This window comes from Pseudomonas sp. UFMG81 (genome assembly GCF_015354575.1).
Classification (GTDB): Bacteria; Pseudomonadota; Gammaproteobacteria; order Pseudomonadales; family Pseudomonadaceae; genus Aquipseudomonas.
In genome coordinates, this window is the sequence record NZ_JACAFQ010000003.1 from 90101 (window position 1) to 114017 (window position 23917).

A 23917-nucleotide genomic window follows, 5' to 3' on the forward strand; every position below is an offset into this window, starting at 1 on the left:
CCTTCGCCGAGGTGCCTGCCCGATGAGTGCACCGACGCCCTCCCTTGCCAATGGCAAGATCCGCATGAACCCCCCGGTGTTCTACTTCGCGGCAAGCTTCATCCTGATTTTTGGCCTGGTGGTCATCGCCATGCCACAAGCGGCCGGTGAATGGCTGCTGGCGGCGCAGAACTGGGCGGCCAACACGGTCGGCTGGTACTACATGCTGGCCATGACCCTGTACCTGGTCTTCGTGGTGGTCACCGCCTTGTCCGGCTACGGCAAGATCAAGCTCGGTGCCGACCACGACGAACCCGAGTTCAGCTATTTGTCCTGGGCCGGCATGCTGTTCGCCGCCGGCATCAGCATCACCCTGTTCTTCTTCTGCGTCTCCGAACCGCTCACCCACATGCTCCAGCCGCCCCAGGGCGAGGCGGGCACGGCCGAGGCCGGGCGCCAGGCGATGCAGATCCTGTTCTTGCACTGGGGCCTGCATGGCTGGGGCGTGTTCGCCTTCGTCGGCATGGCCCTGGCCTACTTCGCCTACCGCCACAACCTGCCGCTGGCGCTGCGTTCGGCGCTGTACCCGCTTATCGGCAAGCGCATCAACGGCCCGATCGGCTATGCGGTGGACGGCTTCGGCATCATCGCCACGGTGTTCGGCCTGGGCGCCGACATGGGTTTTGGCGTGCTGCACCTGAACGCAGGGCTGGACTACCTGTTCGGCATCAGCCACAGCCAATGGGTACAAGTGCTGCTGATCACCCTGATGATGGGCGCGGCGGTGGCCGTGGCGGTTGCAGGCGTGGAGAAGGGCGTGCGGGTGATGAGCGACATCAACCTGTTCCTGGCCTGCGCGCTGCTGCTGTTCGTGCTGTTCGCCGGGCCTACCCAGCATCTGTTCAACACCTTGATCCAGAACCTTGGCGACTACCTCGGTGCCTTGCCGCGCAAGAGCTTCGATGTGTACGCCTACGGCGAGCAACGCGACTGGCTGGGCGGCTGGACGGTGTTCTACTGGGCCTGGTGGATTGCCTGGGCGCCGTTCGTGGGGCTGTTCATCGCGCGGATCTCCCGTGGGCGCACCATTCGCGAGTTCGTCTTTGGCGTGTTGTTGATCCCGCTGGGCTTCACCTTGGCGTGGATGTCGATCTTCGGCAACAGCGCCCTGGACCAGGTCATCAACCATGGCATGACCGCACTGGGCCAGTCGGCGTTGGATAACCCGTCGATGAGCCTGTACCTGCTGCTGGAAACCTACCCGTGGAGCAAGACGGTGATCGCCGTGACGGTGTTCATCAGCTTCGTGTTCTTCGTTACCTCCGCCGACTCCGGCACCGTGGTGCTGTCGACACTGTCGGCCAAGGGTGGCGGCGCCGATGAAGACGGGCCGAACTGGCTGCGGATTTTCTGGGGTGCGATGACCGCGCTGATCACCAGTGCCCTGTTGTTCGCCGGCAGCATCGATTCGCTCAAATCTGCGGTGGTGCTGACTTCGTTGCCGTTCTCACTGATCCTGCTGTGCATGATGTGGGGCCTGCACAAGGCGTTCTACCTGGAGAGCCAGCGGCAGATCGCGCAGATGCATTCGCTGGCGCCGTTCGCCCAGTCGCGGCGCGGTCGGGGTGGCTGGCGCCAGCGCCTGAGCCAGGCCGTGCATTTCCCGTCACGGGACGAGGTGTACCGCTTCATGGACGACGTGGTGCGCCCGGCGATTGCCGAGGTGCGCGAGGTGTTCGAGCAGAAGGGCCTGGTGCTGATCACCCAGGATGACCCGAGCCATGACAACGTCAGCCTGAAGATCGGCCATGGCGATGAGCAGCCGTTCATCTACCAGGTGCAGATGCGCGGGTACTTCACCCCGTCGTTCGCCCTGGGTGGGCTGGGTACGCAGGAGTTGAAGAACCGCCGCTACTACCGGGCGGAGGTGCACCTGAGCGAGGGCAGCCAGAACTACGACCTGGTGGGCTACAGCAAGGAGCAGATCATCAACGACATCCTCGACCAGTACGAGCGGCACATGCAGTACCTGCATCTGGTCAGGTAGGCCTGATCCGGCCTCTTCGCGGGCAAGCCCGCTCCCACAGGAATTCCACAGTTCTCAGAACCTGTGCAGTACCTGTGGGAGCGGGCTTGCCCGCGAAGAGGCCGTCATAGGCGAGCGCTCTAGAACGGCGCATCCCCGAGGATGGTCGCCCGGTGCATCACCCGCCGATTTGGCCGGTAGTCATCCACCGCGAAATGCTGGGTCACGCGGTTGTCCCAGAACGCCACGTCGTTCTCCTGCCAACGCCAGCGAATGCTGAACTCCGGCCGCGTAGCATGGGCGAACAGCAGCTTGAGCAGCGCCTCGCTCTCGTAGTCGTTCAGCTCGTTGATCCGCGTGGTGAACCCCTCGTTGACGAACAGCGCCTTGCGCCCGCTCACCGGGTGGGTGCGTATCACCGGGTGCGACAGCGGCGGGTTGTTGCGCCGCGTGGCCTCCCAGCGCGCCAGGTCTTCGGGTGTGGTACCGAAGCGCTCCAGCGGGAACGATTTGGTGAAGTCGTGGGTGGCGGTCAGGCCGTCGAGCATCTCGCGCAGCGGCGCCGACAACGCTTCGAACGCCGCGATGCCACTGGCCCACAGCGTATCGCCACCAAACGCAGGGAGCTGCTTGGCACTGAGCACCGCGCCCAGCGCCGGGGTAGGCAGGAAGGTCACGTCGGTGTGCCACACGGCGTTGTCGCGCACGTCGGTGACGGCGGTGTCGAGGATCAGCACCTGCGGGGTGTCCGGCACGTTGGGGTAGATCGGGTGGATATGCAGGTCGCCGAAACGGGCGGCGAAGCGCGCCTGTTGCTCGGGGTTGATCGGCTGGTCGCGGAAGAACAGCACCTGGTGCTGCAGCAGCGCCTGCTCGATGGCGTCGCGCTGTTCGACGGTGATGTCGCGGCTGATATCCACGCCGCTGATCTGGGCGCCCAGGGCGGGGCTCAAGGGGGTGATGGTCAGGCTCATGGTGTTGTCTCGCTTGAGAATTCGTGTCCCGTCATCGGGCAATATCGCGGGGCAAGCCCGCTCCCACGAGGTGAGTGGGAGCGGGCTTGCCCCGCAATGGGTTGGAAGCGTCAGTGGCTCTGCCCGTGCCAGGGCACCAGCTTGCGTTGCAGGGCGCGCAGGCCCATCTCCAGGGCGAAGGCGATCAGCGCGATCAGCAGGATCCCCAGCACCACCACGTCGGTGACCAGGAACTGCGCCGCCGACTGCACCATGAAGCCCAGGCCGCTGGTGGCGGCAATCAGTTCGGCGGCGACCAGGGTCGACCACCCCACGCCCAGGCCGATGCGAATACCCGTGAGGATGTCGGGCAGGGCGCTGGGCAGGATCACATGGCGGATCAGCTGGGCCTTGCTCGCCCCCAGCGACTGTGCGGCGCGCAGCCTGGCCGGGTCGACGGTGCGCACGCCGGTGGCGGTGGCGATGGCGATCGGGGCGAAGATCGCCAGATAGATCAGCAGCACTTTCGACAGCTCACCGATGCCGCACCAGATCACGATCAGTGGCAGGTAGGCCAGCGGTGGAATCGGCCGGTAGAACTCGATCAGCGGGTCGAGGATGCCGCGGGCCACGCGGTTGTAGCCGATGGCGATGCCGACCGGGATCGCGGTCAGGGTCGCCGCCACCAGCGCCAGGCCAATGCGACCGAGGCTGGCGCCCAGGTGCTGCCACAGGCTGGCATCCATGTAGCCCTGGGTGAGCAGGGCCCAGGCCTTGGCCAGGATGTCGGCGGGCGAGGGCAGGAATAGCGGCTCGATCCAGCCGGCGGCGGTCACCAGCCACCAGGCCAGCAGCAGGGTGGCGAGGGTCAGCGTGCTGATCCAGCGTGTGGAGAGCGGGCGGCGACTCTTGCCGGGGTTGGGCTTGGCGGCGCGTTTGGCCGCGACGGGCAGGTCCAGGCTGCTCATGCGCGCACCTCCCTGCGAGTGCCTTCACGTTGCGAGAACACCCGGGCCAGTACGTGCTCGCGGGTTTCGATGAATTGAGGGTCGGACTTGATCGCCCGCGCCGGCTCGCCGGCGGCGTAGCGCTGGCCGAAGTCCAGTTGCAGGCGCTCGACCACGCGGCCAGGGTTGGGGGCCAGCAGCACCAGCTCGGTGGCCAGGAACACCGCTTCTTCGATGTCGTGGGTGATCAGGAACACCGGTTTGGCGGTGCGTTGCCAGACTTGCAGCAGCAGTTCCTGCATCTGTTCGCGGGTGAACGCGTCGAGGGCGCCGAACGGTTCGTCCATCAGCAGTACCCGTGGGTCGGCGGCCAGCGCCCGGGCCAGGCCCACCCGCTGCTTCTGGCCACCAGACAACTGCCAGATGCGACGGTCGCCGAAGCCGGCCAGGTCGACCAGCGCCAGCATCTCCTGGGCCTTGGCCTCGCGTCGCTCACGGGGCACGCCGGCCAGTTGCAGGCCGAAGGCGACATTGCCCAGCACGTCCTGCCAGGGCAGCAGGGCATCGTCCTGGAACACCACGCCGCGTTCGGCACCCGGGCCTTGCACGGGCACGCCGTCGAGAGTGATGCGCCCGCCACTGGGGGCGACGAAGCCAGCGATCAGGTTGAGCAGCGAGGTCTTGCCGCTGCCCGACGGCCCAAGGGCCACCAGCAGTTGGCGTGGCCCCAGGCTCAGGTTGATGTCGGCCAGCACCGGAGTGCTGGCGCCGGGGTACTGTGCGCTGATGCGCTCCAGTTCAAGCAAGGCCATGACGGGCTCCGGTCTTTAGTTGGGCAGGTACTGGGCGCTGACATAGGGTGAGTAGTCCGGCAGCACCGCATCGACCTTGCCCTGTTGCTTGAGGAAGGTGGCGGTGTCGGTCAGCGCCTGGGTGGTTGGTGCGCCCAGCGCATCGGCCTGGTCGGCCGCCAGTGGGTAGACGTTGCCCTGTAGCAGCAGCGGGATGTCCGCCGCCTTGGCGCCGGACAGCTTCACCAGCTTGGCCACGTTGTCCTTGTTGGCCAGCCAGGCTTGTGGGTCCTTGCGGTAGTCGGCGTAGGCGTCGAGGGTAACCTTGGCGAACGCCTTGACGATCTCCGGGTGCTTGGCGGCGAAGTCCTTGCGCACGATCCAGGCGTCGAAGGTGGGGGCGCCTTTTTCGGCCAGCTCGCCGGAGGTGATCAGCACCTTGCCGTTCTCCTTGGCCACGCCCAGGGCTGGGTCCCAGACGTAGGTGGCGTCGATGTCGCCGCGTTTCCAGGCGGCGATGATCGCGGGCGGCGCGAGGTTGAGGATCTGTACCTTGGTCGGGTCGATGTTCCAGCTCTTCAGGGCGGCCAGCAGGCTGTAGTGGCCGGTGGAGACGAACGGCACGGCGACCTTCTTGCCGACCAGGTCTTGCGGGGTCTTGATGCTGTCGCGGGCGACCAGCGCTTCACCGGCGCCGATCTGGGTGGCGATGAGGAAGGTTTCCACGGGCAGCTTGCGGGTGGCGGCGGCGGCCAGCGGGCTGGATCCGAGGTAGCCGATCTGCACGTCGCCGCTGGCCACCGCGGTGATCACATCGGCGCCGTTGTCGAACTTGCGCCAGTCGATGCTGGCCTTGCTGGCTTTTTCGTAGTCGCCGTCCACCTGGGCCACCTTGGCCGGGTCGACGGTGGTCTGGTAGGCGACGGTCAGGTCGGCGGCCTGGGCCAGCCAGCTGGCGCTGGCGAGGGTCAGGGCGGCAAACAGGCGCAGCGGGGCATGCGGGATCATGGTTGAACCTCTCGTCAGGCAATGGGATAGATGGCGAGAAGACTAGATGATCTAAGAAAACAGAAATAAATAACTTTTTTGCATTAGCTTAGGAGCCAATTGCTTTAAGGGAGAGGGGTGGGAGGCTGGCGGAATGGACGAGGGCTGCTAGCCTTTTTCGCTTCCGGCCGGGGGGGCATGCGGCAGAGGGTCGCCAAACGTTTGCACATAACCTAAAGGTATGATTGACGCCGTCGATACAACCTTTCGCAGTAAAGGTTAATGAGTTATTCCGTAAAAGTCTTACAGATTCATAAAACGGTCATTTTGGATTTATAGGATTGTCATTATCCTGTAGCGCAGGACGACGGCTTAGACCAAAGTCGCGAATCGATCGTTGAGCATTGACTTGGCGGTCACGCATTGGTGCTAAATCGCCAATCCCGGGCGAGTGGGGCAAAAGATCCTGCCGCTTGTGACGCACAAAAATTAGAACGTAGAGGAGCAAAACATGTACAAGTCCAGCCTGGCCCTGGCCGTGGCACTGGGGGTTCTCGCCCAACAAGCAGGCGCTGCAGGTTTCGTCGAGGACAGCAAGCTGTCCCTGAGCTCGCGCACCATGTACTTCGACAACAACAACCGTGAGGCCCACGCCACCGGGACTGCAAAGCGTCCGGACCAGCGTGAGACCGGCCAAGGTTTCAAACTCGATTACATTTCCGGCTTCACCGAAGGCACCGTGGGCTTTGGCGTCGATGCCCAGGCCGTATGGGGTATCCACCTGGATGGCGGCAAGGGCTACCACAAAGCTGGCTTCCTCCCAGACGATAGCGATGGCTCCTCGGTAAGCCAGTGGGCTCGTGTCGGCGGCAATGCCAAGGCTCGCTTCTCCAAGACTGAAGCTCACTTCGGTAGCGCACTCGCGCCGATGATGCCGATCCTGGTCTCCAACGATGGCCGTCTGCTGCCGCAGACCTTCGAAGGTGGCACCATCACCTCGAAGGAAATCGACAACCTGACCATCAACGCTGGTCAGCTGACCCACGCCATGGGCCGTGCTTCGAGCAACCGTACCGGCCTGTCGGTTTCTGGCGCTACTGCTGACAGCAACAAGTTCCGCTACGGCGGCCTGGACTACAAGCTCACTCCAGACCTGACCCTGCAGTACTACTACTCGAACCTCGAAGACTTCTACAAGCAGCACTTCCTGGGTGCTACCCACGTCTTCAAGATCTCCGACAACCAGTCGTTCAAGACCGACCTGCGCTACTTCGACAGCAGCAGCGACGGCAAGAATGGCGACGCAGCCACCTACGCGTTCGACAACAACGGCGGCTATGCCAAGAACAAGGGCGAGGTCGACAACAAGACCTGGTCGGCCATGTTCACCTACACCCTGGGTGGCCACGCGCTCATGCTGGGTCACCAGCAGATCGGCGACGACGGCGGCTTTGTCTGGCTGAACCAGGGCGCCGTACGTGATGGCAACAACCGTCCCGAAGGTGCTGGCGGCTCCAGCTTCTACCTGTTCACCGACAGCATGATCAACCAGTTCGCCCGTGCTGGCGAGAACACCACCTTCGGTCAGTACTCCTATGACTTCGCGGCCCTGGGTGTTCCAGGCCTGAAGGCATCGGTTGCCTACCTGCGTGGTGACGACATCCGCAACAAGTCGGGCAATGGCACCTACAATGAATGGGAACGTGACGCACGCGTCGACTACACCATTCAGCAGGGCACTCTGAAAGGCCTGGGCTTCAGCCTGCGTCAGGGCGTGTACCGTGGTGCTGGCGAAAGCAGCGCCGACCAGGATCAGACTCGCTTCATCGTCAACTACACTTACGCCTTCATGTAAGTCGTAGCGGTCCAAAAGAAAGCCTCGCCTAGTGCGAGGCTTTTTTGTGCCTGCGATTTCGTATGCCTTCTGGTTATAAATAAATCGACATTTATTCTTTTTGTTTTTATGCGAATGCAGGCACATTGAACCCAACAAGGCCAGACACAGCACAGGAGCCGCTTCCATGAGCCTCAAACTCGGCGACATCGCCCCCGATTTCGAACAGGATTCCAGCGCCGGCAAGATCCGCTTCCACGAATGGCTGGGCAACAGCTGGGGCGTGCTGTTCTCCCACCCGGCCGACTTCACCCCGGTGTGCACCACCGAGCTGGGCCTGACCGCCAAGCTCAAGGACGACTTCGCCCAGCGCGGGGTCAAGGCCATCGCCCTGTCGGTCGACCCGGTCGACTCGCACCACCGCTGGATCGATGACATCAACGAGACCCAGAACACGGTGGTCAACTTCCCGATCATCGCTGACGCCGACCGCAAGGTGTCCGACCTGTACGACCTGATCCACCCCAACGCCAGCGACACCCTGACCGTGCGCTCGCTGTTCGTCATCGACCCGAACAAGAAGGTGCGCCTGACCATCACCTATCCGGCCAGTACCGGGCGCAACTTCAACGAGATCCTGCGGGTGATCGACTCGCTGCAATTGACCGACAACCACAAGGTCGCCACCCCCGCCAACTGGCAGGACGGTGACGAGGTGGTGATCGTGCCGTCGCTCAAGGACGAGGACGAAATCAAGCAGCGCTTCCCCAAAGGTTACCGGGCGGTGAAACCCTATCTGCGCCTGACCCCGCAACCCAATCGTTGAGTGAATCCTCGTTGTAATGCTCTTAGCCATAGCAGGGATTTCGGGCCGTTTCGACGGCCCTTTTTTATGGGCGGCGTTTTTGAGCTTCATTTGTTTTTTGGTTATTAATAAATAGCTTCTTATTCCTTTACGTATATATCAGCCTCCTTATACTTGCACCTCAAGCACGCAAACTTCCGGAGGCGTCCCCATGCGCAATGAGTCGATTCGTTACCTGATTGTGCCGGGCTGGCAAGGATCGCCAGACAACCATTGGCAGAGTCACTGGCAGCGCAGCCTGCCCAACAGCACCCGGGTCGAGCAGCAAGACTGGCTCACCCCGCAGCGGCGCGATTGGGTACAGGCGTTGGAGCAGGCGATTGCCGCCGAACGCTCGCCGGTGATTCTCATCGCCCACAGCCTGGGCTGCATCACGGTCGCCCACTGGGCCACCCAGGCCAGCCCTAGCCTGCTGCGCCGGGTGCGTGGCGCGCTGCTGGTGGCGCCGGCCGACGTCGAGCGCCCGACCTGCGCCCCGGCCCTGCGCAACTTCGCGCCTATCCCATTGCAGGTACTGCCGTTCCCCAGCCAAGTGGTGAGCTCCGACAACGACCCGGCGGTGAGCGTGCCGCGGGCGCTGTACCTGGCGCGTGCCTGGGGCGCCGAGGCGGGGCTGCTGGCCAATGCCGGGCATATCAATGTCAAGTCGGGCCACGAGCGCTGGGAGCAGGGCTTCGCCTACCTCTATCGCCTGCAAGCCCGGATCGATCAGCGCGCACTGCGCAGCGCCTGAGCCGGCCTTCGTTCACCGAACCACCGTGAGCCTCGGTCGGGTGTGGCCGGGGCGGGAGTATTCCATGACGCTGCAAAACCCCTTTGGCCAGCCACTGTTGACCTTCCCCGAACAGGACAAGAGCCCGCTGAGCATCCGCGCCAAGGCACTGGTGTTCGTCGACCCACGCTCCCAGGCACTGCGCCAGGCCCTTGAGCGCCTGGCGCCACAGCCACTGCCGGTGTTGATCCGGGGTGAGACCGGCACCGGCAAGGAGCTGCTGGCACGGCAGATCCACCGCGCCAGTGACCGTGCCGGGCTATTCGTCTCGGTCAACTGCGCGGCCATCAGCCCGACCTACGCCGATGCCGAGCTGTTCGGCTACAGCGCCGGTAGCCAGGGTGGCACCGCCAGCAGCCGCGCGGGATGGTTCGGGTCGGCCAACGGCGGCACCTTGTACCTGGACGAGATCGCCGACCTGCCGCTGGCGATCCAGGGCAAATTACTGGCGGCGCTGGAAAACCGTGAGGTGACCCGGGTCGGCGCCACCCAGCCTCAGCCGGTGGACGTGCGCCTGGTAGCGGCCTCCAGCATCGACCTGGCCCTGGCCGTGCGGGCTGGGCGCTTCAACGAGCGGCTCTACCACTACCTGCACGAGGGGGAACTGGCGCTGCCAGCGCTGCGCGAGCGGGTCGGCGATATCCTGCCGCTGGCCGAATACTTCGTCGGCATCTACAGCGTGCGCCTGGACCGGCCGCTGCCGCTGATCAGCGAGGCTGCCCTGCAGGCGCTCGAGGCTCATGCCTGGCCAGGGAACACCCGCGAGTTGGAGAACGTCATTCATTTCGCCTTGCTGGTCAGCGACGGCGAGGAAATCCTTCCCCAACACCTGGATCTGCCAGACACCACGCCGTTGGCTTCGCTCAACCGCCAGCTCGTCCAGCTGGGGCGCAGCGACGATACCCAGACCCGCGCGGCGCTGCGCCGGTTGCTGGCCGATGCCTTGGCGCAAGCGCAGCAATAGGCGCCGTAGAGCGGTGCCTGGGTGGTCATAAGCAAACGTTGTGGTGGCAGTTTGTTTTTGGAATAAGAAGCTAAGTAAAAGATATTGTTGCGGAATAAAAAATCCCGGTATCGTCCGCTTCACGCTCATCCGAACGGATGGGCACCAGACTTCGCCATCTGCGATGGCCCAGCTTGATAACAAGGATCCCCATGAAGAAGACCCTGCTGACCACCGCCCTGGCCGCCGCCCTGTCGTTCGCCGGCCTGGCATCCGCCGCCGAGAAACTGGTGGTCGCCGCCACACCGGTACCCCACGCCGAGATCCTCGAGCTGATCAAGCCAACCCTGGCCAAGGAAGGTATCGACCTGCAGATCAAAGTGTTCACCGACTACGTGCAACCCAACGTGCAGGTCGACCAGAAGCGCCTGGATGCCAACTACTTCCAGACCCTGCCTTACCTGACCAACTTCAACGAAGGCAAAGGCACCCACCTGGAAACCGTGATCGGTGTGCACGTCGAGCCGTTCGGTGGCTACTCGAAGAAGGTCAAGACCCTGGCCGAGCTGAAGGACGGCGCCACCGTGGCCATCCCCAACGAGGGCAGCAACAGCGGCCGTGCCCTGCTGCTGCTGCAGAAGGCTGGCCTGATCACCCTGAAAGATCCGAAGAACGCCCTGGCCACCCCGAAAGACATCGCCGAGAACCCGAAGAAGCTCAAGTTCCGCGAGCTGGAATCGGCCATGCTGCCGCGCGTGCTGGACCAGGTCGACCTGGACATGATCAACACCAACTACGCCCTGGAAGCTGGCTTGAACCCAGCCAAGGACGCCCTGGTGATCGAGGGTAGCGACTCGCCCTACGTGAACTTCCTGGTTGCCCGCCCGGACAACAAGGACAGCGAGGCCATCCAGAAGCTGGCCAAGGCACTGACCAGCCCGGAAGTGAAGGCCTTCATTGCCCAGAAATACCAAGGCGCAGTGTTGCCGGCGTTCTGATACGCACTGTCAGCCAGTCTGAAATGAAAAGCGCCGATGCAGTCTGCATCGGCGTTTTCGTTCTTGCCGGGCTCAATTCAGGTGTTGCCGGCTGCCTGTAGGAGCGGCCTTGTGCCGCGAAAAGGCCGCAGGGCGGCCTCAGCGATCTTTACGGCGATGCCAGAAACCGGGGACCGCTTTGCGGTCCTTTCGCGACACAAGGCCGCTCCTACAGGGGGGGTGTTTGGCGGGTAGGTCAGCGCTGGTCACCCAGCGCCCGGCGCAACGCCAGAAGCCACAACAATTGATCGTTCGAAGCAGGCGAGCAGGGGCTGTTCATCATTGTCATCCTTGTAGGTTGATGGGCCATGCAAGTCACAGTTTGAAACTGATTTGAGGGGCAAGAGCTCGGAAAGATCCCAACCTGAAGTAGGAATTTTCGTAGCGAGCCTAATAACCCTGTGTCGAAGCACTATCCATGAGCTTCGACACCGCCCCGGCCATGTTAAAGGCCGGGGGGCAGCCTGCGCGTAGTAAGCGCCTGCTTACTCGGCCTTGAGGGTTTTTACACCTTCAGCCGTGCCCAGCAACAGCACATCCGCCGGCCGCGCCGCGAACAGGCCATTGGTGACCACGCCGACGATGGCGTTGATCTGGCTTTCCAGCTCCACCGGGTTGGTGATCTGCAAGTTGTGCACGTCGAGAATGACGTTGCCGTTGTCGGTCAACACGCCCTCGCGGTACACCGGGTCGCCGCCCAGCTTGACCAGCTGGCGCGCGACATGGCTGCGGGCCATGGGGATGACTTCGACCGGCAGCGGGAAGGCGCCGAGTACCGGCACCAGCTTGCTGGCATCGGCGATGCAGATGAAGGTCTTGGCCACCGCCGCGACGATCTTCTCGCGGGTCAGGGCCGCGCCGCCGCCCTTGATCAGGTTCAGGTGGGCGTCGCTTTCGTCGGCACCGTCCACATAGAACTCCAGCTCGCTGACGCTGTTCAGCTCGTACACCGGGATGCCATGGCCCTTCAGGCGCTGCGCGGTGGCTTCGGAGCTGGCGACGGCGCCGTCGAAGGCGGTCTTGTGCTGGGCCAGGGCGTCGATGAAGAAGTTGGCGGTCGAACCGGTGCCGACGCCGACGACGCTTTTTTCATCCAGTTTCGGCAGGATGAGGTCGACGGCGGCCTGGGCGACGGCCTGTTTGAGTTGGTCCTGGGTCATGCGGGCTCCGGGAGGGGCTGGGCGGGTATCGAAAGCTGCCTAGTATAACGGCTGGAACGGCTTTGCTGTGGTCGCCCGACGTAGCGCTGCGGTAGACTCCCAGCCCTTGTCCCGCGGCCAGTGATGCTTTCCCGATGCTCGAACAGTACGTCAAGAAGATCCTCACCTCGCGCGTCTACGACGTTGCCGTCGAAACCCCGCTGCACAGCGCCGGCCAGCTGAGCAAGCGCCTGGGCAACACGGTGCTGCTCAAGCGCGAGGACCTGCAGCCGGTGTTCTCGTTCAAGATCCGCGGGGCATACAACAAGCTGGCGCAGCTCAGTGCCGAGGAACTGGCCCGCGGCGTGGTCACCGCTTCCGCCGGCAATCACGCCCAGGGCGTGGCCCTGGCGGCGCGGGAACTGGGCATCAAGGCGACCATCGTGATGCCCAAGACCACCCCGGAGATCAAGATCGAAGGCGTGCGTTCGCGCGGCGGCAAGGTGGTGCTGCACGGTGATTCGTTCCCCGAGGCGCTGGCCTATTCGCTGAAACTGGTCGACGAGAAGGGCTTCGTCTATATCCACCCTTATGACGACCCGCACACCATCGCCGGCCAGGGCACGGTGGCCATGGAGATCCTGCGCCAGCACCCCGGCCAGCTGGACGCGATCTTCGTACCCGTCGGCGGCGGCGGCCTGATCGCTGGCATCGCCGCCTACGTGAAGTACCTGCGCCCGGAGATCAAGGTGATCGGCGTCGAGCCGGACGATTCCAACTGCCTGCAAGCCGCCATGGCCGCTGGCGAGCGCGTGGTACTGCCGCAGGTTGGGTTGTTCGCCGACGGCGTGGCCGTGGCGCAGATCGGCCAGCACACCTTCGACATCTGCCGCCATCACGTGGACGAGGTGATCACCGTCAGCACCGATGAGATCTGTGCGGCGATCAAGGATATCTACGACGATACCCGCTCGATCACCGAACCTGCCGGTGCGTTGGGCGTGGCCGGGATCAAGAAGTACGTCGAGCTCAAGGGCGTGACCGGCCAGACCCTGGTGGCCATCGACTCAGGCGCCAACGTCAACTTCGACCGCCTGCGCCATGTGGCCGAGCGTGCCGAGCTGGGCGAGAAGCGCGAGGCGATCATCGCGGTGACCATTCCCGAGCGCCCGGGCAGCTTCAAAGCCTTCTGCGAAGCCATCGGCAAACGCCAGATCACCGAGTTCAACTACCGCAAGCACACCTCGGACGAGGCACACATCTTCGTTGGCGTGCAGACCCACCCGGACACCGACCCGCGCGCGGCACTGGTGCAGCAGCTGAGCGAACAAGGCTTCCCGGTCACCGACCTGACCGACAACGAGCTGGCCAAGTTGCACATCCGTCACATGGTCGGTGGTCACTCGGCCGGGGCCAGCGATGAAATCGTGCTGCGTTTCGAGTTCCCCGAGCGGCCGGGTGCGCTGTTCAACTTCCTCAACAAGCTCGGCGGGCGCTGGAACATCTCGATGTTCCACTACCGCAACCATGGTGCCGCCGATGGCCGTGTGGTGGCGGGGTTGCAGGTGCCGGAAGACGAGCGCCACCTGGTGCCGGCGGCGCTGGCCAAGATCGGCTATCCGTATTGGGACGAGACCGAGAACCCGGCCTACCGGCTGTTCCTGGGCTGAGCAGCTAAGCTAAGCCGGGTATCTCGCTTTGTGTAGGAGCGGCCTTGTGTCGCGATGGGCCGCAAGGCGGCCCCGGCAATTTGTGCATCATGGCTGAACTTCTGGGGCCGCGCTGCGGCCCATCGCGACACAAGGCCGCTCCTACAGGGGCAGAAGCCGCCGCATAATGGGCCTGATAAAGGACGATCCGGAAATGGAACACCTGACCACCCTCAAGACCCTGCATATCCTCGCCACCGCGCTGCTGTTGCTGGGCGCGCTGGGCCTGGTGATCTGGACCGGCCTCGCCCGCCGCAAGGGCGACGCCGAGGCCTACGCCAAGCTGCTGCGCCGGCCGCTGGTGTTCGTCTGGCTGCTGATGGGGCTGTGCCTGGTGAGCATGCCGTTCACCGGCTGGTGGCTGGTGCACCTGGTGGGCTGGCCGCTGGGGCAGACCTGGGTGCTGGCTTCCAGCGTCATCTATACCGTTGGCGCGCTGGCGGTTTGGTGGCTGGTGGTGCGCCTGAATCGCCTGCGCAAAGCCGAAGTGGTGGGGCTGAAGTTCACCCTGGCGCTGGCGGTGTTCAGCGGCGTGTGCTTCCTGTCCATCGCCGGGTTGATGGGCGCCAAGCCCATCTAAGTCAAGGGGAGGGCTGCGCCCTCCATCGCGGCACAAGGCCGCTCCTACAAGGGAATGCGCTTTTCTGTAGGAGCGGCCTTGCGCCGCGAAGAGGGCCGCTAAGCGGTCCCGGCCGTCTCAATCGCGCAACGAAACCACCGGCCACCCCCGCGCCTCGGCCTCGGCGCGCAGCTTCGGGTCCGGGTCCACCGCCACCGCATGGGTCACCTGCTCCAATAACGGCAGGTCGTTCATCGAGTCGCTATAGAAGTAGCTGTCTTCCAGGTCGAAGCCGTTCTCCAGCATCCAGCGCGTCAGGCGCGTCACCTTGCCTTCACGAAAACACGGTATATCGGTACTGCGCCCGGTGAAGCGGCCATCGACCTGCTCGCATTCGGTGGCCAGCAACACGCGCACTCCCAGGCGCCGAGCGATGGGTGCGGTGACGAAGCGGTTGGTGGCGGTGATGATCACCAGCTGGTCGCCGGCCTCGCGGTGCTGCTGCAGCAACGCCAGGGCCTTGGGCAGGATCATCGGTTCGATGCAATCGCGCATGAACTCGCGGTGCCATTGCTCCAGCTGCGCAGGCTCGGTGGCGGCGAGGATTTCCATGGAGAAGGCCAGGTAGGCCTGCAAGTCCAGGGTGCCGGCCAGGTAGTCCTGGTAGAACGCATCGTTGCGGGCCTTGTACGCGACCGGGTCGAGGATGCCGCGCTCGCACAGGTAGTCACCCCAGGCGTGGTCGCTGTCGCCACCGAGGAGGGTATTGTCCAGGTCGAATAAAGCCAGGCGCATGTGGGTGTCTCGCTGAACCTTTGGGAGCCCCGCAGAATACGGAGTTTTCACCTCGCTGCACATAAGCTTGGCGGGCGCGTTGCTGCGCTCGCAGGCTTTGTGGAACAATGCCGCGACATGCGTTTGCGAGGTTGCTGCCGTGATCGACCCGGATGGTTTTCGCCCCAATGTCGGGATCATTCTCACGAATGATGCCGGGCAGGTGCTATGGGCTCGGCGGATCAACCAGGATGCCTGGCAGTTTCCCCAGGGTGGTATCAACCCTGACGAAACCCCAGAAGACGCCCTGTACCGCGAGCTGAACGAAGAAGTCGGCCTTGAGCGCGACGATGTGGAAATTCTTGCCTGCACCCGTGGCTGGTTGCGTTATCGTTTACCCCAGCGTCTGGTGCGCACCCACAGCCAGCCGCTGTGCATCGGCCAGAAACAGAAGTGGTTCCTGCTGCGCCTGTTGAGCAACGAGCAACGGGTGCGCATGGACCTCACCGGCAAACCGGAATTCGACGGCTGGCGCTGGGTCAGCTACTGGTATCCGTTGGGCCAGGTGGTGACATTCAAGCGCGAGGTATACCGGCGCGCCCTGAAAGAGCTAGCCCCGCGCCTGCTGACGCGCGACTGACGACGGAGTCCGACCCCGAGCCATGCTCAATACGCTGCGCAAGATCGTCCAGGAAGTGAACTCCGCCAAAGATCTCAAGACGGCGTTGGGTATCATTGTCTTGCGCGTCAAGGAGGCCATGGGCAGCCAGGTCTGCTCGGTCTACCTGCTCGACCCGGAAACCAACCGCTTCGTGCTGATGGCCACCGAGGGCTTGAACAAGCGTTCGATCGGCAAGGTCAGCATGGCCCCCAATGAAGGCCTGGTCGGCCTGGTTGGTACCCGCGAAGAACCGCTGAACCTGGAAAACGCCGCCGACCACCCGCGTTATCGCTACTTTGCCGAAACCGGCGAAGAGAAATTCGCCTCCTTCCTCGGCGCGCCGATCATCCACCACCGCCGTGTGGTCGGTGTACTGGTAATCCAGCAGAAGGAGCGTCGCCAGTTCGACGAAGGCGAAGAAGCCTTCCTCGTCACCATGAGCGCCCAGCTCGCCGGGGTTATCGCCCACGCCGAGGCCACCGGCTCCATCCGCGGCCTGGGCCGCCAGGGCAAGGGCATCCAGGAAGCGCGTTTCGTCGGGGTGCCGGGTTCGCCGGGCGCCGCCGTGGGCCGTGCCGTGGTGATGCTGCCGCCAGCCGACCTGGAAGTGGTGCCGGACAAGACCGTCGAAGACATCGACAACGAACTCAAGCTGTTCAGCAACGCCCTGGAAGGCGTGCGCGAGGACATGCGCAAGCTCTCCGCCAAGCTGGCCACCCAGCTGCGCCCCGAAGAGCGCGCATTGTTCGATGTGTACCTGATGATGCTCGAAGACGCCGCCCTCGGTGGCGAGGTGATGGCGGTCATCAAGACCGGCCAGTGGGCCCAGGGTGCCCTGCGCCAGGTGGTTGGCGAGCACGTCAACCGCTTCGAGCTGATGGACGACGACTACCTGCGCGAGCGCGCCTCCGACGTCAAGGACCTCGGCCGCCGTTTGCTCGCCTATCTGCAAGAGGCCCGCTCGCAGTCGCTGGTGTACCAGGACAACACCATCCTGGTCAGCGAGGAGCTCACCCCGGCAATGCTCGGCGAGGTACCCGAAGGCAAGCTGGTGGGCCTGGTCTCGGTGCTCGGTTCGGGCAACTCCCACGTGGCAATCCTCGCCCGGGCGATGGGTATCCCCACCGTCATGGGCCTGGTCGACCTGCCGTACTCGAAGGTCGACGGTATCGAGATGATCGTCGACGGCTACAAGGGCGAGGTGTACACCAACCCCGGCGAAGTGCTGCGCAAGCAGTACAGCGACGTGGTCGAGGAGGAGCGCCAGCTGGCCAAGGGCCTCGACGCCCTGCGCGAACTGCCGTGCATTACCCCGGACGGCCACCGCATGCCGCTGTGGGTCAACACCGGCCTGCTCGCCGACGTGGCCCGGGCCCAGCAGCGTGGCGCCGAGGGGGTCGGCCTGTACCGCACCGAAGTGCCGTTCATGATCAACCAGCGCTTCCCCAGCGAGAAAGAGCAGCTGGCGATCTACCGCGAGCAGCTGCAAGCCTTCCACCCGCTGCCGGTGACCATGCGCACCCTCGACATCGGCGGCGACAAGGCGCTGTCGTACTTCCCGATCAAGGAAGAAAACCCCTTCCTCGGCTGGCGCGGCATCCGCGTCACCCTCGACCACCCGGAAATCTTCCTGGTCCAGACCCGCGCCATGCTCAAGGCCAGCGAGGGCCTGAACAACCTGCGCATCCTGCTGCCGATGATTTCCGGCATCCACGAACTCGAAGAAGCGCTGCACCTGATCCACCGCGCCTGGGGCGAGGTGCGCGACGAGGGCACCGACGTGCCGATGCCGCCGGTGGGCGTGATGGTGGAAATCCCTGCGGCGGTGTACCAGACCAAGGAACTGGCGCGGCAAGTGGACTTCCTGTCGGTCGGTTCCAACGACCTGACGCAGTACCTGCTGGCGGTCGACCGCAACAACCCACGGGTCGCCGACCTGTACGACTACCTGCACCCGGCGGTGCTGCAGGCGCTCAACACCGTAGTGCGCGATGCCCATGGCGAAGGCAAGCCGGTGAGCATCTGCGGCGAGATGGCCGGTGACCCGGCGGCGGCGATCCTGCTGATGGCCATGGGCTTCGACAGCCTGTCGATGAACGCCACCAACCTGCCCAAGGTCAAGTGGATGCTGCGCCAGGTGAACATGGGCAAGGCCAAGGAGCTGCTGGCCGAGGCCTTGAGCCACGACAACCCGCAAGTCATCCACAGTTCGCTGCAACTGGCGCTGAAAAACCTGGGGCTGGCGCGGATGATCGGGCCTGAGGCGAACAAGACCCTCTGACTGCCTGAGGGGCCTTGATCGCGACAGAGCCCCAGGGTTAGCGGTGCAGGACGTACTGGCCGCTGAAGCTCACCGCGGTCGCGTCACTGCCTTCGTTACTCACCACCGTCTCCAGGGTCAACCGCGCCCGGCCTCGACGTTGGTACATCGTCAGGAACCGCTCCCAGGTCTTCGCGTCCGGCGCCGGGCAGCGTGCCACTGCAGTACCGGTGACCGGCAGCGGGTAGCTGATCTGCCCCTCCTGGATGACGATATGCCCATCGTCGATCCCCAGCTCGCGCAAACGCAGGTGCAACCAGCCCCAGCCCACCAGCACCGCACCGCAGTACAGGCTGCCGCCGAACATGGTGCTCTTGTGGTTGACGTTGGGCGCCAGCGGCAGTTGCAGGCGCAGGCAGTGGCCTTGCCAGTCGAGCACCTGCATGCCCATCTCGCGGGTCAGGGGAATGTCGCTGTGCAGTACGGCTTGCAGGTACTGGCTGTCGGTACTCATTGGCGATTGTCCTCAAGATCGTCGTGCCCAGCGCTGGCGCCATCGAAGCTCAGGCCGTGCTTGCGCAGCTTGTCATGCAGCGTCTTGCGCGGAATGCCGAGGGCTTCGGCGAGGCTGCGCATCGAGCCGTGCGGCTGGCTCAGTTCGGCGGCGATCAGCGAACGCTCGAACAGTTCGACCTGTTCGCTGAGGTTGCCGGTCGATACGGCCACGTGGATGTCGCTGGGGGTGGTTGGCACCTGGCCGTCGAGGGCCAGCTCCAGCCCCAGGGCGAAGCGTTCGGCGGCGTTTTGCAGTTCGCGCACGTTGCCCGGCCAGTCGTGGCGCAGCAACAGCGCGCGCTGTGCCGGTTGCAGGCTGTGTGGCGCCAAGCCGTGGCGCTCGCTGGCGGCGTCGGCGAAATGCTGGAACAGCACCAGGATGTCGTCGCCACGCTCGCGCAGGGCCGGGATGCGCAGCGGCGCGACATTGAGGCGGTAGTACAGGTCGGCGCGAAAGCGCCCCTGGTCGGCGGCCTGGCGCAGGTCTTCCTTGGTGGCGGCGATGATGCGGATATCCAGCGGGATCAGCTGGTTGCCTCCGAGCCGTTCGACCACGCGCTCCTGCAACAGGCGCAGCAGCTTGACCTGCACGTCCAGGCTCATGCTCTCGATCTCGTCGAGGAACAGCGTGCCACCGTTGGCGAACTCGAACTTGCCGATACGGCGCTTCTGCGCCCCGGTGAAGGCGCCCGGCTCGTGGCCGAACAGCTCGCTCTCGACCACCGACTCGGCCAGGGCCCCTGCGTTGATCGCCACGAACGGGCCGTCACGGCGGCTCGACAGGTCGTGTAGGGCGCGGGCCACCACTTCCTTGCCGGCGCCAGTCTCGCCGAGGATCAGCACATCGGCGCGGGTCCCGGCCAGGGCGCCGATCTGTTCACGCAGGCGCTGCATGCCCTGGGACTGGCCAACCAGCCGCGTGGCCAGCTGCTGGCGATCGCTCAGGGCCAGGCGCAGGCTGCGGTTGTCCAGTACCAGGCGACGCAGGGCCAGGGCGCGGCGCACGCTGTCGAGCAGGGCGTCGCTGGCGAAGGGCTTTTCGAGAAAGTCATAGGCGCCGGCGCGCATGGCCTGGACCGCCAACGGCACGTCGCCGTGGCCGGTGATCAGCAGCACCGGCAATTCGCTGTCGCGGGCGTGCAGTTGCTCGAGCAGTTGCAGGCCATCGATGCCGGGCATGCGGATGTCGCTGACCACCACCCCCGGCCAGTCCGCCTCGATGCGCCCGGCCAGGCCCTGGGCGTCGGCCAGGGCCACCACCTTGAGCCCGGCAAGGTCCAGGGTCTGGCTCAGGGCCTGGCGCAGGTGCGGGTCGTCGTCGACCAGGAGCACCTGGGCACGGCTGTCGATCAATGTCTCGGTCATGCCGAGGTGTCCTCCAAAGATTGCAGGTTGGCGCCGGGCTTGGCCACGCGCAGGCGCAGGGTCAGCAGGGCGCCGCCTTCCGGGTGGTTGCCCAGCAGCAGCTCGCCGCCCAGCGCGTGCATCAGGCTTTCGCAGATGGCCAGCCCCAGCCCCAGTCCCTGGGTGCGGGTCTTGGTGGTGAAGAATGGCTCCTTGGCGTGCTCCAGGGCCTGGCGGCTGAAGCCTGGGCCGTTGTCGCGGATGTACAGGTAGACGTAGTCGTCCTGCCGTTCGGCACTCAGCCACAGCTTGCGCGGGTTGGCTTTTTCGGTGAGCGCATCGAGGGCGTTGGCCAGCAGGTTGCCCAGCACCTGGCGCAGGCGCGTCTCGCCGGCCTGCACCCACAGCGTGGCGTCGGGCAGGTCACGCACCAGTTCCACGGCCATGGCCCGGCGGCGTTTGGCCAGCAAGGCCAGGGCGTCGTCCAGCGCCGGTTGCAGGGCTACGCTCTCCGGGGCGTGCTGGTCGCGGCGGGCGAATGCGCGCAGGTGGGCGATGATCGAGGCCATGCGCCCGGTCAGCTCGCCGATCAGTTTGAGGTTGCCGCGTACATCCTCGGTGCGCTGGTGGTCGAGCAGGATCTCGGCGTTTTCGGCGTAGCTGCGGATCGCGGCCAGCGGCTGGTTGAGCTCGTGGCTGATGCTCGCCGACATGGTGCCGAGCACTGACAGCTTGCCGGCCTGCACCAGCTCGTCCTGGGCGCGCACCAGCTCCTGCTGGGCATTCTCGCGTTCGAGCACGGCGCTTTTCAGGCGGGTGTTGAGGCCTTCGAGGTCGGCGGTGCGTTCGACCACGCGCATTTCCAGCTCGTGACGGGCGCGGGCCTCGAAGTCGATGCGGTCGATGTAGTGACGGCGACGCTGCATCACCAGGCCGGCCAGCAGCATGGTCACCAGCAGGGCGCCGCCGCCGATGGCCATGACCGTCTGCACCGAGCGGTCCACCAGCGTGCGCGGGGCGAGGATGCTGACCTGCCAGCCGGTTTCCTTGATGTCGCGGGTCTGCGTGAGCCAGGCGCTCTGGTTCAGGCTCAACGGTTGTGGGGCCTGGGTCGGGTAGGGCTGGATGGCGATGATCGCCTGGCGCTCGGCCGCGGTCAGCTCGCGGGTGGCGCGAAAGCGCCAGTCCGGGCGCGAGGTGAGCACCACCACGCCGTTCTGGTCGGTCAGCAGCAATTGCTCGGGCGTGCGCCCCCAGAGGGTTTCGGTGTGGTCGAGGTCGACCTTGACCACCAGCACGCCGATCACCCGGTCGCGATCATGTACGGCGGCGGCGAAGAAGTAGCCGCGCTTGGCCGAGGTGGTGCCCTGGCCGAAGAAACGCCCCAGATGCCCGTCCATGGCTTCGATGAAATACGGGCGGAACGAGAAGTTGCGGCCGACGAAGCTGTCCTGCTTGTCCCAGTTGGAGGCGGCCAGCGTATTGCCGCTGACGTCCATCAGGTACATCACCTCGGCCCCGGTCTGGTGGGTAATGTCCTTGAGCAGGCGGTTGGCGTTGGTCACCGCCTCGAGCTTGAACGGGTCGGCCAGCACGCCACGCAACGCCGGCAGGTCGCCGAGGATCTGCGGCAGGGTCTCGTAGCGGTGCAGGGTGCCCAGCAGGTTGGCGACGTAGAGGTCGAGGGTCTGGCGGTTCTGCGAGGCCAGCTCGTCCTGGTAGTAACGCTCGGCCAGATGATGCAGCGGCCATAGCAGCGGGGCGAGGCACAGCGCCAGCAGGGCCAGGCTGCGCCAGCGGGGGCGACGGGGAGGCGTGGGTCTTGGAATCATCGCGATCATTGCGCCAGGAAAGTCTGGCGCAATTATGCGCTACTTGAGGCAGTCGATCAGCGCTTCGTGCCAGTGCGGCTGGGTAACCTGCCACTCCCGGGCCAGGCGTGAGCAGTCCAGGCGCGAATTGAGCGGCCGCCGTGCCGGGGTGGGGTATTCGCTGGACGGGATCGGCAGCAGCTCGGCGCAGGGCAGCCCGCGGGCCTTGAGCTGATCGCCAATGGCCTGGGCGAAGCCGAACCACGACGTCTCGCCCTGGGCGGTGAGGTGGTAGGTGCCCCAGGCGCCGGCCTGGCCACGTTGCCAGCGCTCGATCAGTGCGCGGGTGCTGGTGGCGATGGTGCCGGCCCAGGTGGGGGCGCCGATCTGGTCGCTCACGACCTTCAATTGCGGCTTTTCCTGGAGCAGGCGCTGCATGGTCAGCAGGAAGTTGCGCCCCTGCTGCGAATAGACCCAGCTGGTGCGCAGGATCAGGTGTTGGCCGCCCGCGGCGCGGATCGCTTGTTCGCCCGCCAGTTTGCTGCTGCCGTAGACCCCGAGCGGGTTGGGCACGTCGTCCTCGGTATAGGGCGAGGCCTTGCTGCCGTCGAACACGTAGTCAGTGGAGTAGTGGATCAGCGGCACGCCAAGGCGCTCGGCTTCTTCGGCCAGTACTCCGGGGGCTTGGGCATTGATCGCAAAGGCCAGTTCGGCTTCGCTTTCGGCCTGGTCCACCGCGGTGTGTGCCGCGGCATTGATGATCAGGTCTGGGGCCAGCGCGCGCAGTGGTTCGCGCAACTGTCCGGGCTGGGCCAGGTCAAGCTGCTCGCGGCCCAGCAACCGCACCTCGCCCAAGCCGGCCAGCGCCCCTTGCAGCGCCTGGGCTACCTGGCCATTGCGGCCGCAGACGAGGATCTTCATGGCAGCAGGTCCACTTCGGTGAACAGCTTGCCCTCCTGGTCCTTGGCAGACAACAGGGGGGCGCCGTCCAGCTGCCAGTCAACCGCCAGTGTCGGGTCGTCCCAGCGGATGCAGCGTTCGGCTTGCGGGTTGTAGTAGTCGGTGGTCTTGTACAGGAACTCGGCGTAGTCGCTCAGTACCACGAAGCCGTGGGCGAAACCCTCCGGGATCCACAACTGGCGACGGTTCTCGGCGGACAGCCGCATCGCTACCCACTGGCCAAAGGTCGGTGAGCTGCGGCGCACGTCCACCGCCACGTCCAGCACTTCGCCATGGACCACCCGCACCAGCTTGCCCTGGGTGTTTTCCACCTGGAAGTGGAGGCCGCGCAGCACGCCCTTCTGCGAGCGCGAATGGTTGTCCTGGACGAACGTCGGCTTAAGTCCGGTCTGTTCGGCAAACACCTTGGCGTTGAAGCTTTCGAAGAAGAAGCCTCGGCTGTCGCCGAACACCTTGGGTTCGAGGATCAGGACATCGGGTATAGAGGAGGGGATGATGTTCATTGGGATTCGTTGGCGAGTGTGTTCGGATTCTGACCGTACCCGGTCTCTTTCAGTTTATAGGCTCTGGCCAGCGGGTTTGCGCGGCCGGTCCATGCCTTGTTGAAGGCTCGCTGTCCCTGGTAGGCAACCTTCGGCCTCAGGGGCTGCAGGCACGGCGCGGTTTGCGAAAAGCGCCCGAGGATGCTGGCGTCTCGCCTAGCGAGATCGCGACCGAAACGTGCGATGTGCAGGTCGTCGGCGTTGGTGAACTCGGTGGTTTTCAGCTCCCCCGTTGGCGACGGATGGCCTTTCCTGGCGAACTTGACCACATCGTTGTCGTAGAAGTAAAGGCCGGGTACGGCATAGCCGGATTTGGGCTGCCGCGGTTTCCCTTCGCAGGGCTGGGCATTGACCACTGGGTTGTCATGCATATGCGGATGCCTCTACAGGGGGGCTTCGATCCATAGCCTAGCTGGTTTGGTGGGCATCGCTCGCTACCGGAAGTCCGTCGCCTGCTTCGAGCTGCCTC

22 protein-coding genes are annotated in these 23917 nt (G+C 64.7%); 10 read left to right on the forward strand and 12 right to left on the reverse strand.

The window, feature by feature from the left end; all coding sequences use genetic code 11:
- Positions 1-64: 64 nt before the first annotated feature.
- On the forward strand, positions 65-2026 hold the full coding sequence (gene betT / locus IX761_RS03480) for a choline transporter BetT (RefSeq protein ID WP_194788381.1): 1962 nt from the start codon (positions 65-67) through the stop codon (positions 2024-2026).
- A gap of 119 nt (positions 2027-2145) precedes the next feature.
- Here betT and tauD read toward each other — a convergent pair whose 3' ends face one another.
- The 4 genes from tauD to tauA form a co-directional block, all read right to left on the reverse strand.
- Positions 2146-2979: a taurine dioxygenase gene (gene tauD, locus IX761_RS03485; RefSeq protein ID WP_194788242.1), complete on the reverse strand. Its 834-nt coding sequence runs from the start codon at positions 2977-2979 to the stop codon at positions 2146-2148.
- A gap of 110 nt (positions 2980-3089) precedes the next feature.
- The gene (gene tauC / locus IX761_RS03490) at positions 3090-3926 is read right to left on the reverse strand and encodes a taurine ABC transporter permease TauC (protein ID WP_194788243.1); all 837 of its coding nucleotides are present in this window, start codon (positions 3924-3926) and stop codon (positions 3090-3092) included.
- Entirely contained in the window at positions 3923-4717 is a 795-nt protein-coding gene (gene tauB, locus IX761_RS03495; RefSeq protein WP_194788244.1) for a taurine ABC transporter ATP-binding subunit, read from the reverse strand. Before tauB ends, tauC begins: the two co-directional genes overlap by 4 nt.
- A 15-nt stretch (positions 4718-4732) precedes the next feature.
- Complete coding sequence (tauA, locus tag IX761_RS03500; protein WP_194788245.1) at positions 4733-5704, reverse strand: taurine ABC transporter substrate-binding protein; 972 nt, start codon at positions 5702-5704, stop codon at positions 4733-4735.
- A gap of 490 nt (positions 5705-6194) precedes the next feature.
- Here tauA and IX761_RS03505 point away from each other — a divergent pair, with 490 nt between their 5' ends.
- The 5 genes from IX761_RS03505 (at position 6195) to IX761_RS03525 (ending at position 11095) form a co-directional block, all read left to right on the forward strand.
- On the forward strand, positions 6195-7538 hold the full coding sequence (locus tag IX761_RS03505; protein ID WP_194788246.1) for an OprD family porin: 1344 nt from the start codon (positions 6195-6197) through the stop codon (positions 7536-7538).
- Positions 7539-7704: 166 nt separating this feature from the next.
- On the forward strand, positions 7705-8343 hold the full coding sequence (locus IX761_RS03510) for a peroxiredoxin (RefSeq protein WP_110992087.1): 639 nt from the start codon (positions 7705-7707) through the stop codon (positions 8341-8343).
- Between the two features lie 190 nt (positions 8344-8533).
- A complete protein-coding gene (locus IX761_RS03515) occupies positions 8534-9115 on the forward strand; it encodes an alpha/beta hydrolase (RefSeq protein WP_194788247.1) in 582 nt (193 codons plus the stop codon).
- A gap of 64 nt (positions 9116-9179) precedes the next feature.
- Positions 9180-10118, forward strand: coding sequence for a sigma 54-interacting transcriptional regulator (locus IX761_RS03520; RefSeq protein ID WP_194788248.1), 939 nt, complete (start codon positions 9180-9182; stop codon positions 10116-10118).
- A 191-nt stretch (positions 10119-10309) separates the two neighbouring features.
- Positions 10310-11095 (forward strand): MetQ/NlpA family ABC transporter substrate-binding protein, encoded by a 786-nt coding sequence (locus IX761_RS03525; RefSeq protein WP_194788249.1) that lies wholly within the window; start codon positions 10310-10312, stop codon positions 11093-11095.
- A 524-nt stretch (positions 11096-11619) separates the two neighbouring features.
- Here IX761_RS03525 and rpiA read toward each other — a convergent pair.
- Positions 11620-12294: a ribose-5-phosphate isomerase RpiA gene (gene rpiA, locus IX761_RS03530; protein WP_194788250.1), complete on the reverse strand. Its 675-nt coding sequence runs from the start codon at positions 12292-12294 to the stop codon at positions 11620-11622.
- A 134-nt stretch (positions 12295-12428) separates the two neighbouring features.
- On the opposite strand from rpiA, the gene ilvA reads away from it, so the two are divergent.
- Both ilvA and IX761_RS03540 read left to right on the forward strand, forming a co-directional pair.
- Positions 12429-13943, forward strand: coding sequence for a threonine ammonia-lyase, biosynthetic (ilvA, locus tag IX761_RS03535; RefSeq protein ID WP_194788251.1), 1515 nt, complete (start codon positions 12429-12431; stop codon positions 13941-13943).
- Positions 13944-14136: 193 nt separating this feature from the next.
- The gene (locus IX761_RS03540) at positions 14137-14562 is read left to right on the forward strand and encodes a DUF2269 family protein (protein WP_194788252.1); all 426 of its coding nucleotides are present in this window, start codon (positions 14137-14139) and stop codon (positions 14560-14562) included.
- Between the two features lie 117 nt (positions 14563-14679).
- On the opposite strand, the gene IX761_RS03545 is transcribed toward IX761_RS03540, so the two are convergent.
- Positions 14680-15336 carry an HAD family hydrolase gene (locus IX761_RS03545; protein ID WP_194788253.1) on the reverse strand — a complete coding sequence of 219 codons (657 nt, stop codon included), beginning with the start codon at positions 15334-15336 and terminating at the stop codon, positions 14680-14682.
- 139 nt (positions 15337-15475) lie between these two features.
- Between IX761_RS03545 and IX761_RS03550 the strand changes: the two genes are divergently transcribed.
- Positions 15476-15955 (forward strand): RNA pyrophosphohydrolase, encoded by a 480-nt coding sequence (locus IX761_RS03550; protein WP_012054016.1) that lies wholly within the window; start codon positions 15476-15478, stop codon positions 15953-15955.
- Positions 15956-15977: 22 nt separating this feature from the next.
- The gene (ptsP, locus tag IX761_RS03555) at positions 15978-18257 is read left to right on the forward strand and encodes a phosphoenolpyruvate--protein phosphotransferase (protein ID WP_194788254.1); all 2280 of its coding nucleotides are present in this window, start codon (positions 15978-15980) and stop codon (positions 18255-18257) included.
- A 37-nt stretch (positions 18258-18294) separates the two neighbouring features.
- Here ptsP and IX761_RS03560 read toward each other — a convergent pair whose 3' ends face one another.
- The 6 genes from IX761_RS03560 to IX761_RS03585 are packed head-to-tail and all read right to left on the reverse strand — an operon-like array spanning position 18295 to position 23819.
- Positions 18295-18750, reverse strand: a complete 456-nt coding sequence (locus IX761_RS03560) for a YiiD C-terminal domain-containing protein (protein ID WP_194788255.1) — start codon at positions 18748-18750, stop codon at positions 18295-18297.
- A complete protein-coding gene (locus tag IX761_RS03565; protein ID WP_194788256.1) occupies positions 18747-20156 on the reverse strand; it encodes a sigma-54-dependent transcriptional regulator in 1410 nt (469 codons plus the stop codon). The genes IX761_RS03560 and IX761_RS03565 overlap by 4 nt, the downstream gene beginning before the upstream one ends.
- A complete protein-coding gene (locus IX761_RS03570) occupies positions 20153-21967 on the reverse strand; it encodes a sensor histidine kinase (RefSeq protein WP_194788257.1) in 1815 nt (604 codons plus the stop codon). Before IX761_RS03570 ends, IX761_RS03565 begins: the two co-directional genes overlap by 4 nt.
- Before the next feature lie 39 nt (positions 21968-22006).
- Complete coding sequence (gene rfbD, locus IX761_RS03575) at positions 22007-22867, reverse strand: dTDP-4-dehydrorhamnose reductase (RefSeq protein ID WP_194788258.1); 861 nt, start codon at positions 22865-22867, stop codon at positions 22007-22009.
- Positions 22864-23409, reverse strand: a complete 546-nt coding sequence (gene rfbC / locus IX761_RS03580; protein WP_194788259.1) for a dTDP-4-dehydrorhamnose 3,5-epimerase — start codon at positions 23407-23409, stop codon at positions 22864-22866. Before rfbC ends, rfbD begins: the two co-directional genes overlap by 4 nt.
- Entirely contained in the window at positions 23406-23819 is a 414-nt protein-coding gene (locus IX761_RS03585) for a hypothetical protein (RefSeq protein WP_194788260.1), read from the reverse strand. The genes rfbC and IX761_RS03585 overlap by 4 nt, the downstream gene beginning before the upstream one ends.
- Between the last annotated feature and the right edge of the window lie 98 nt (positions 23820-23917).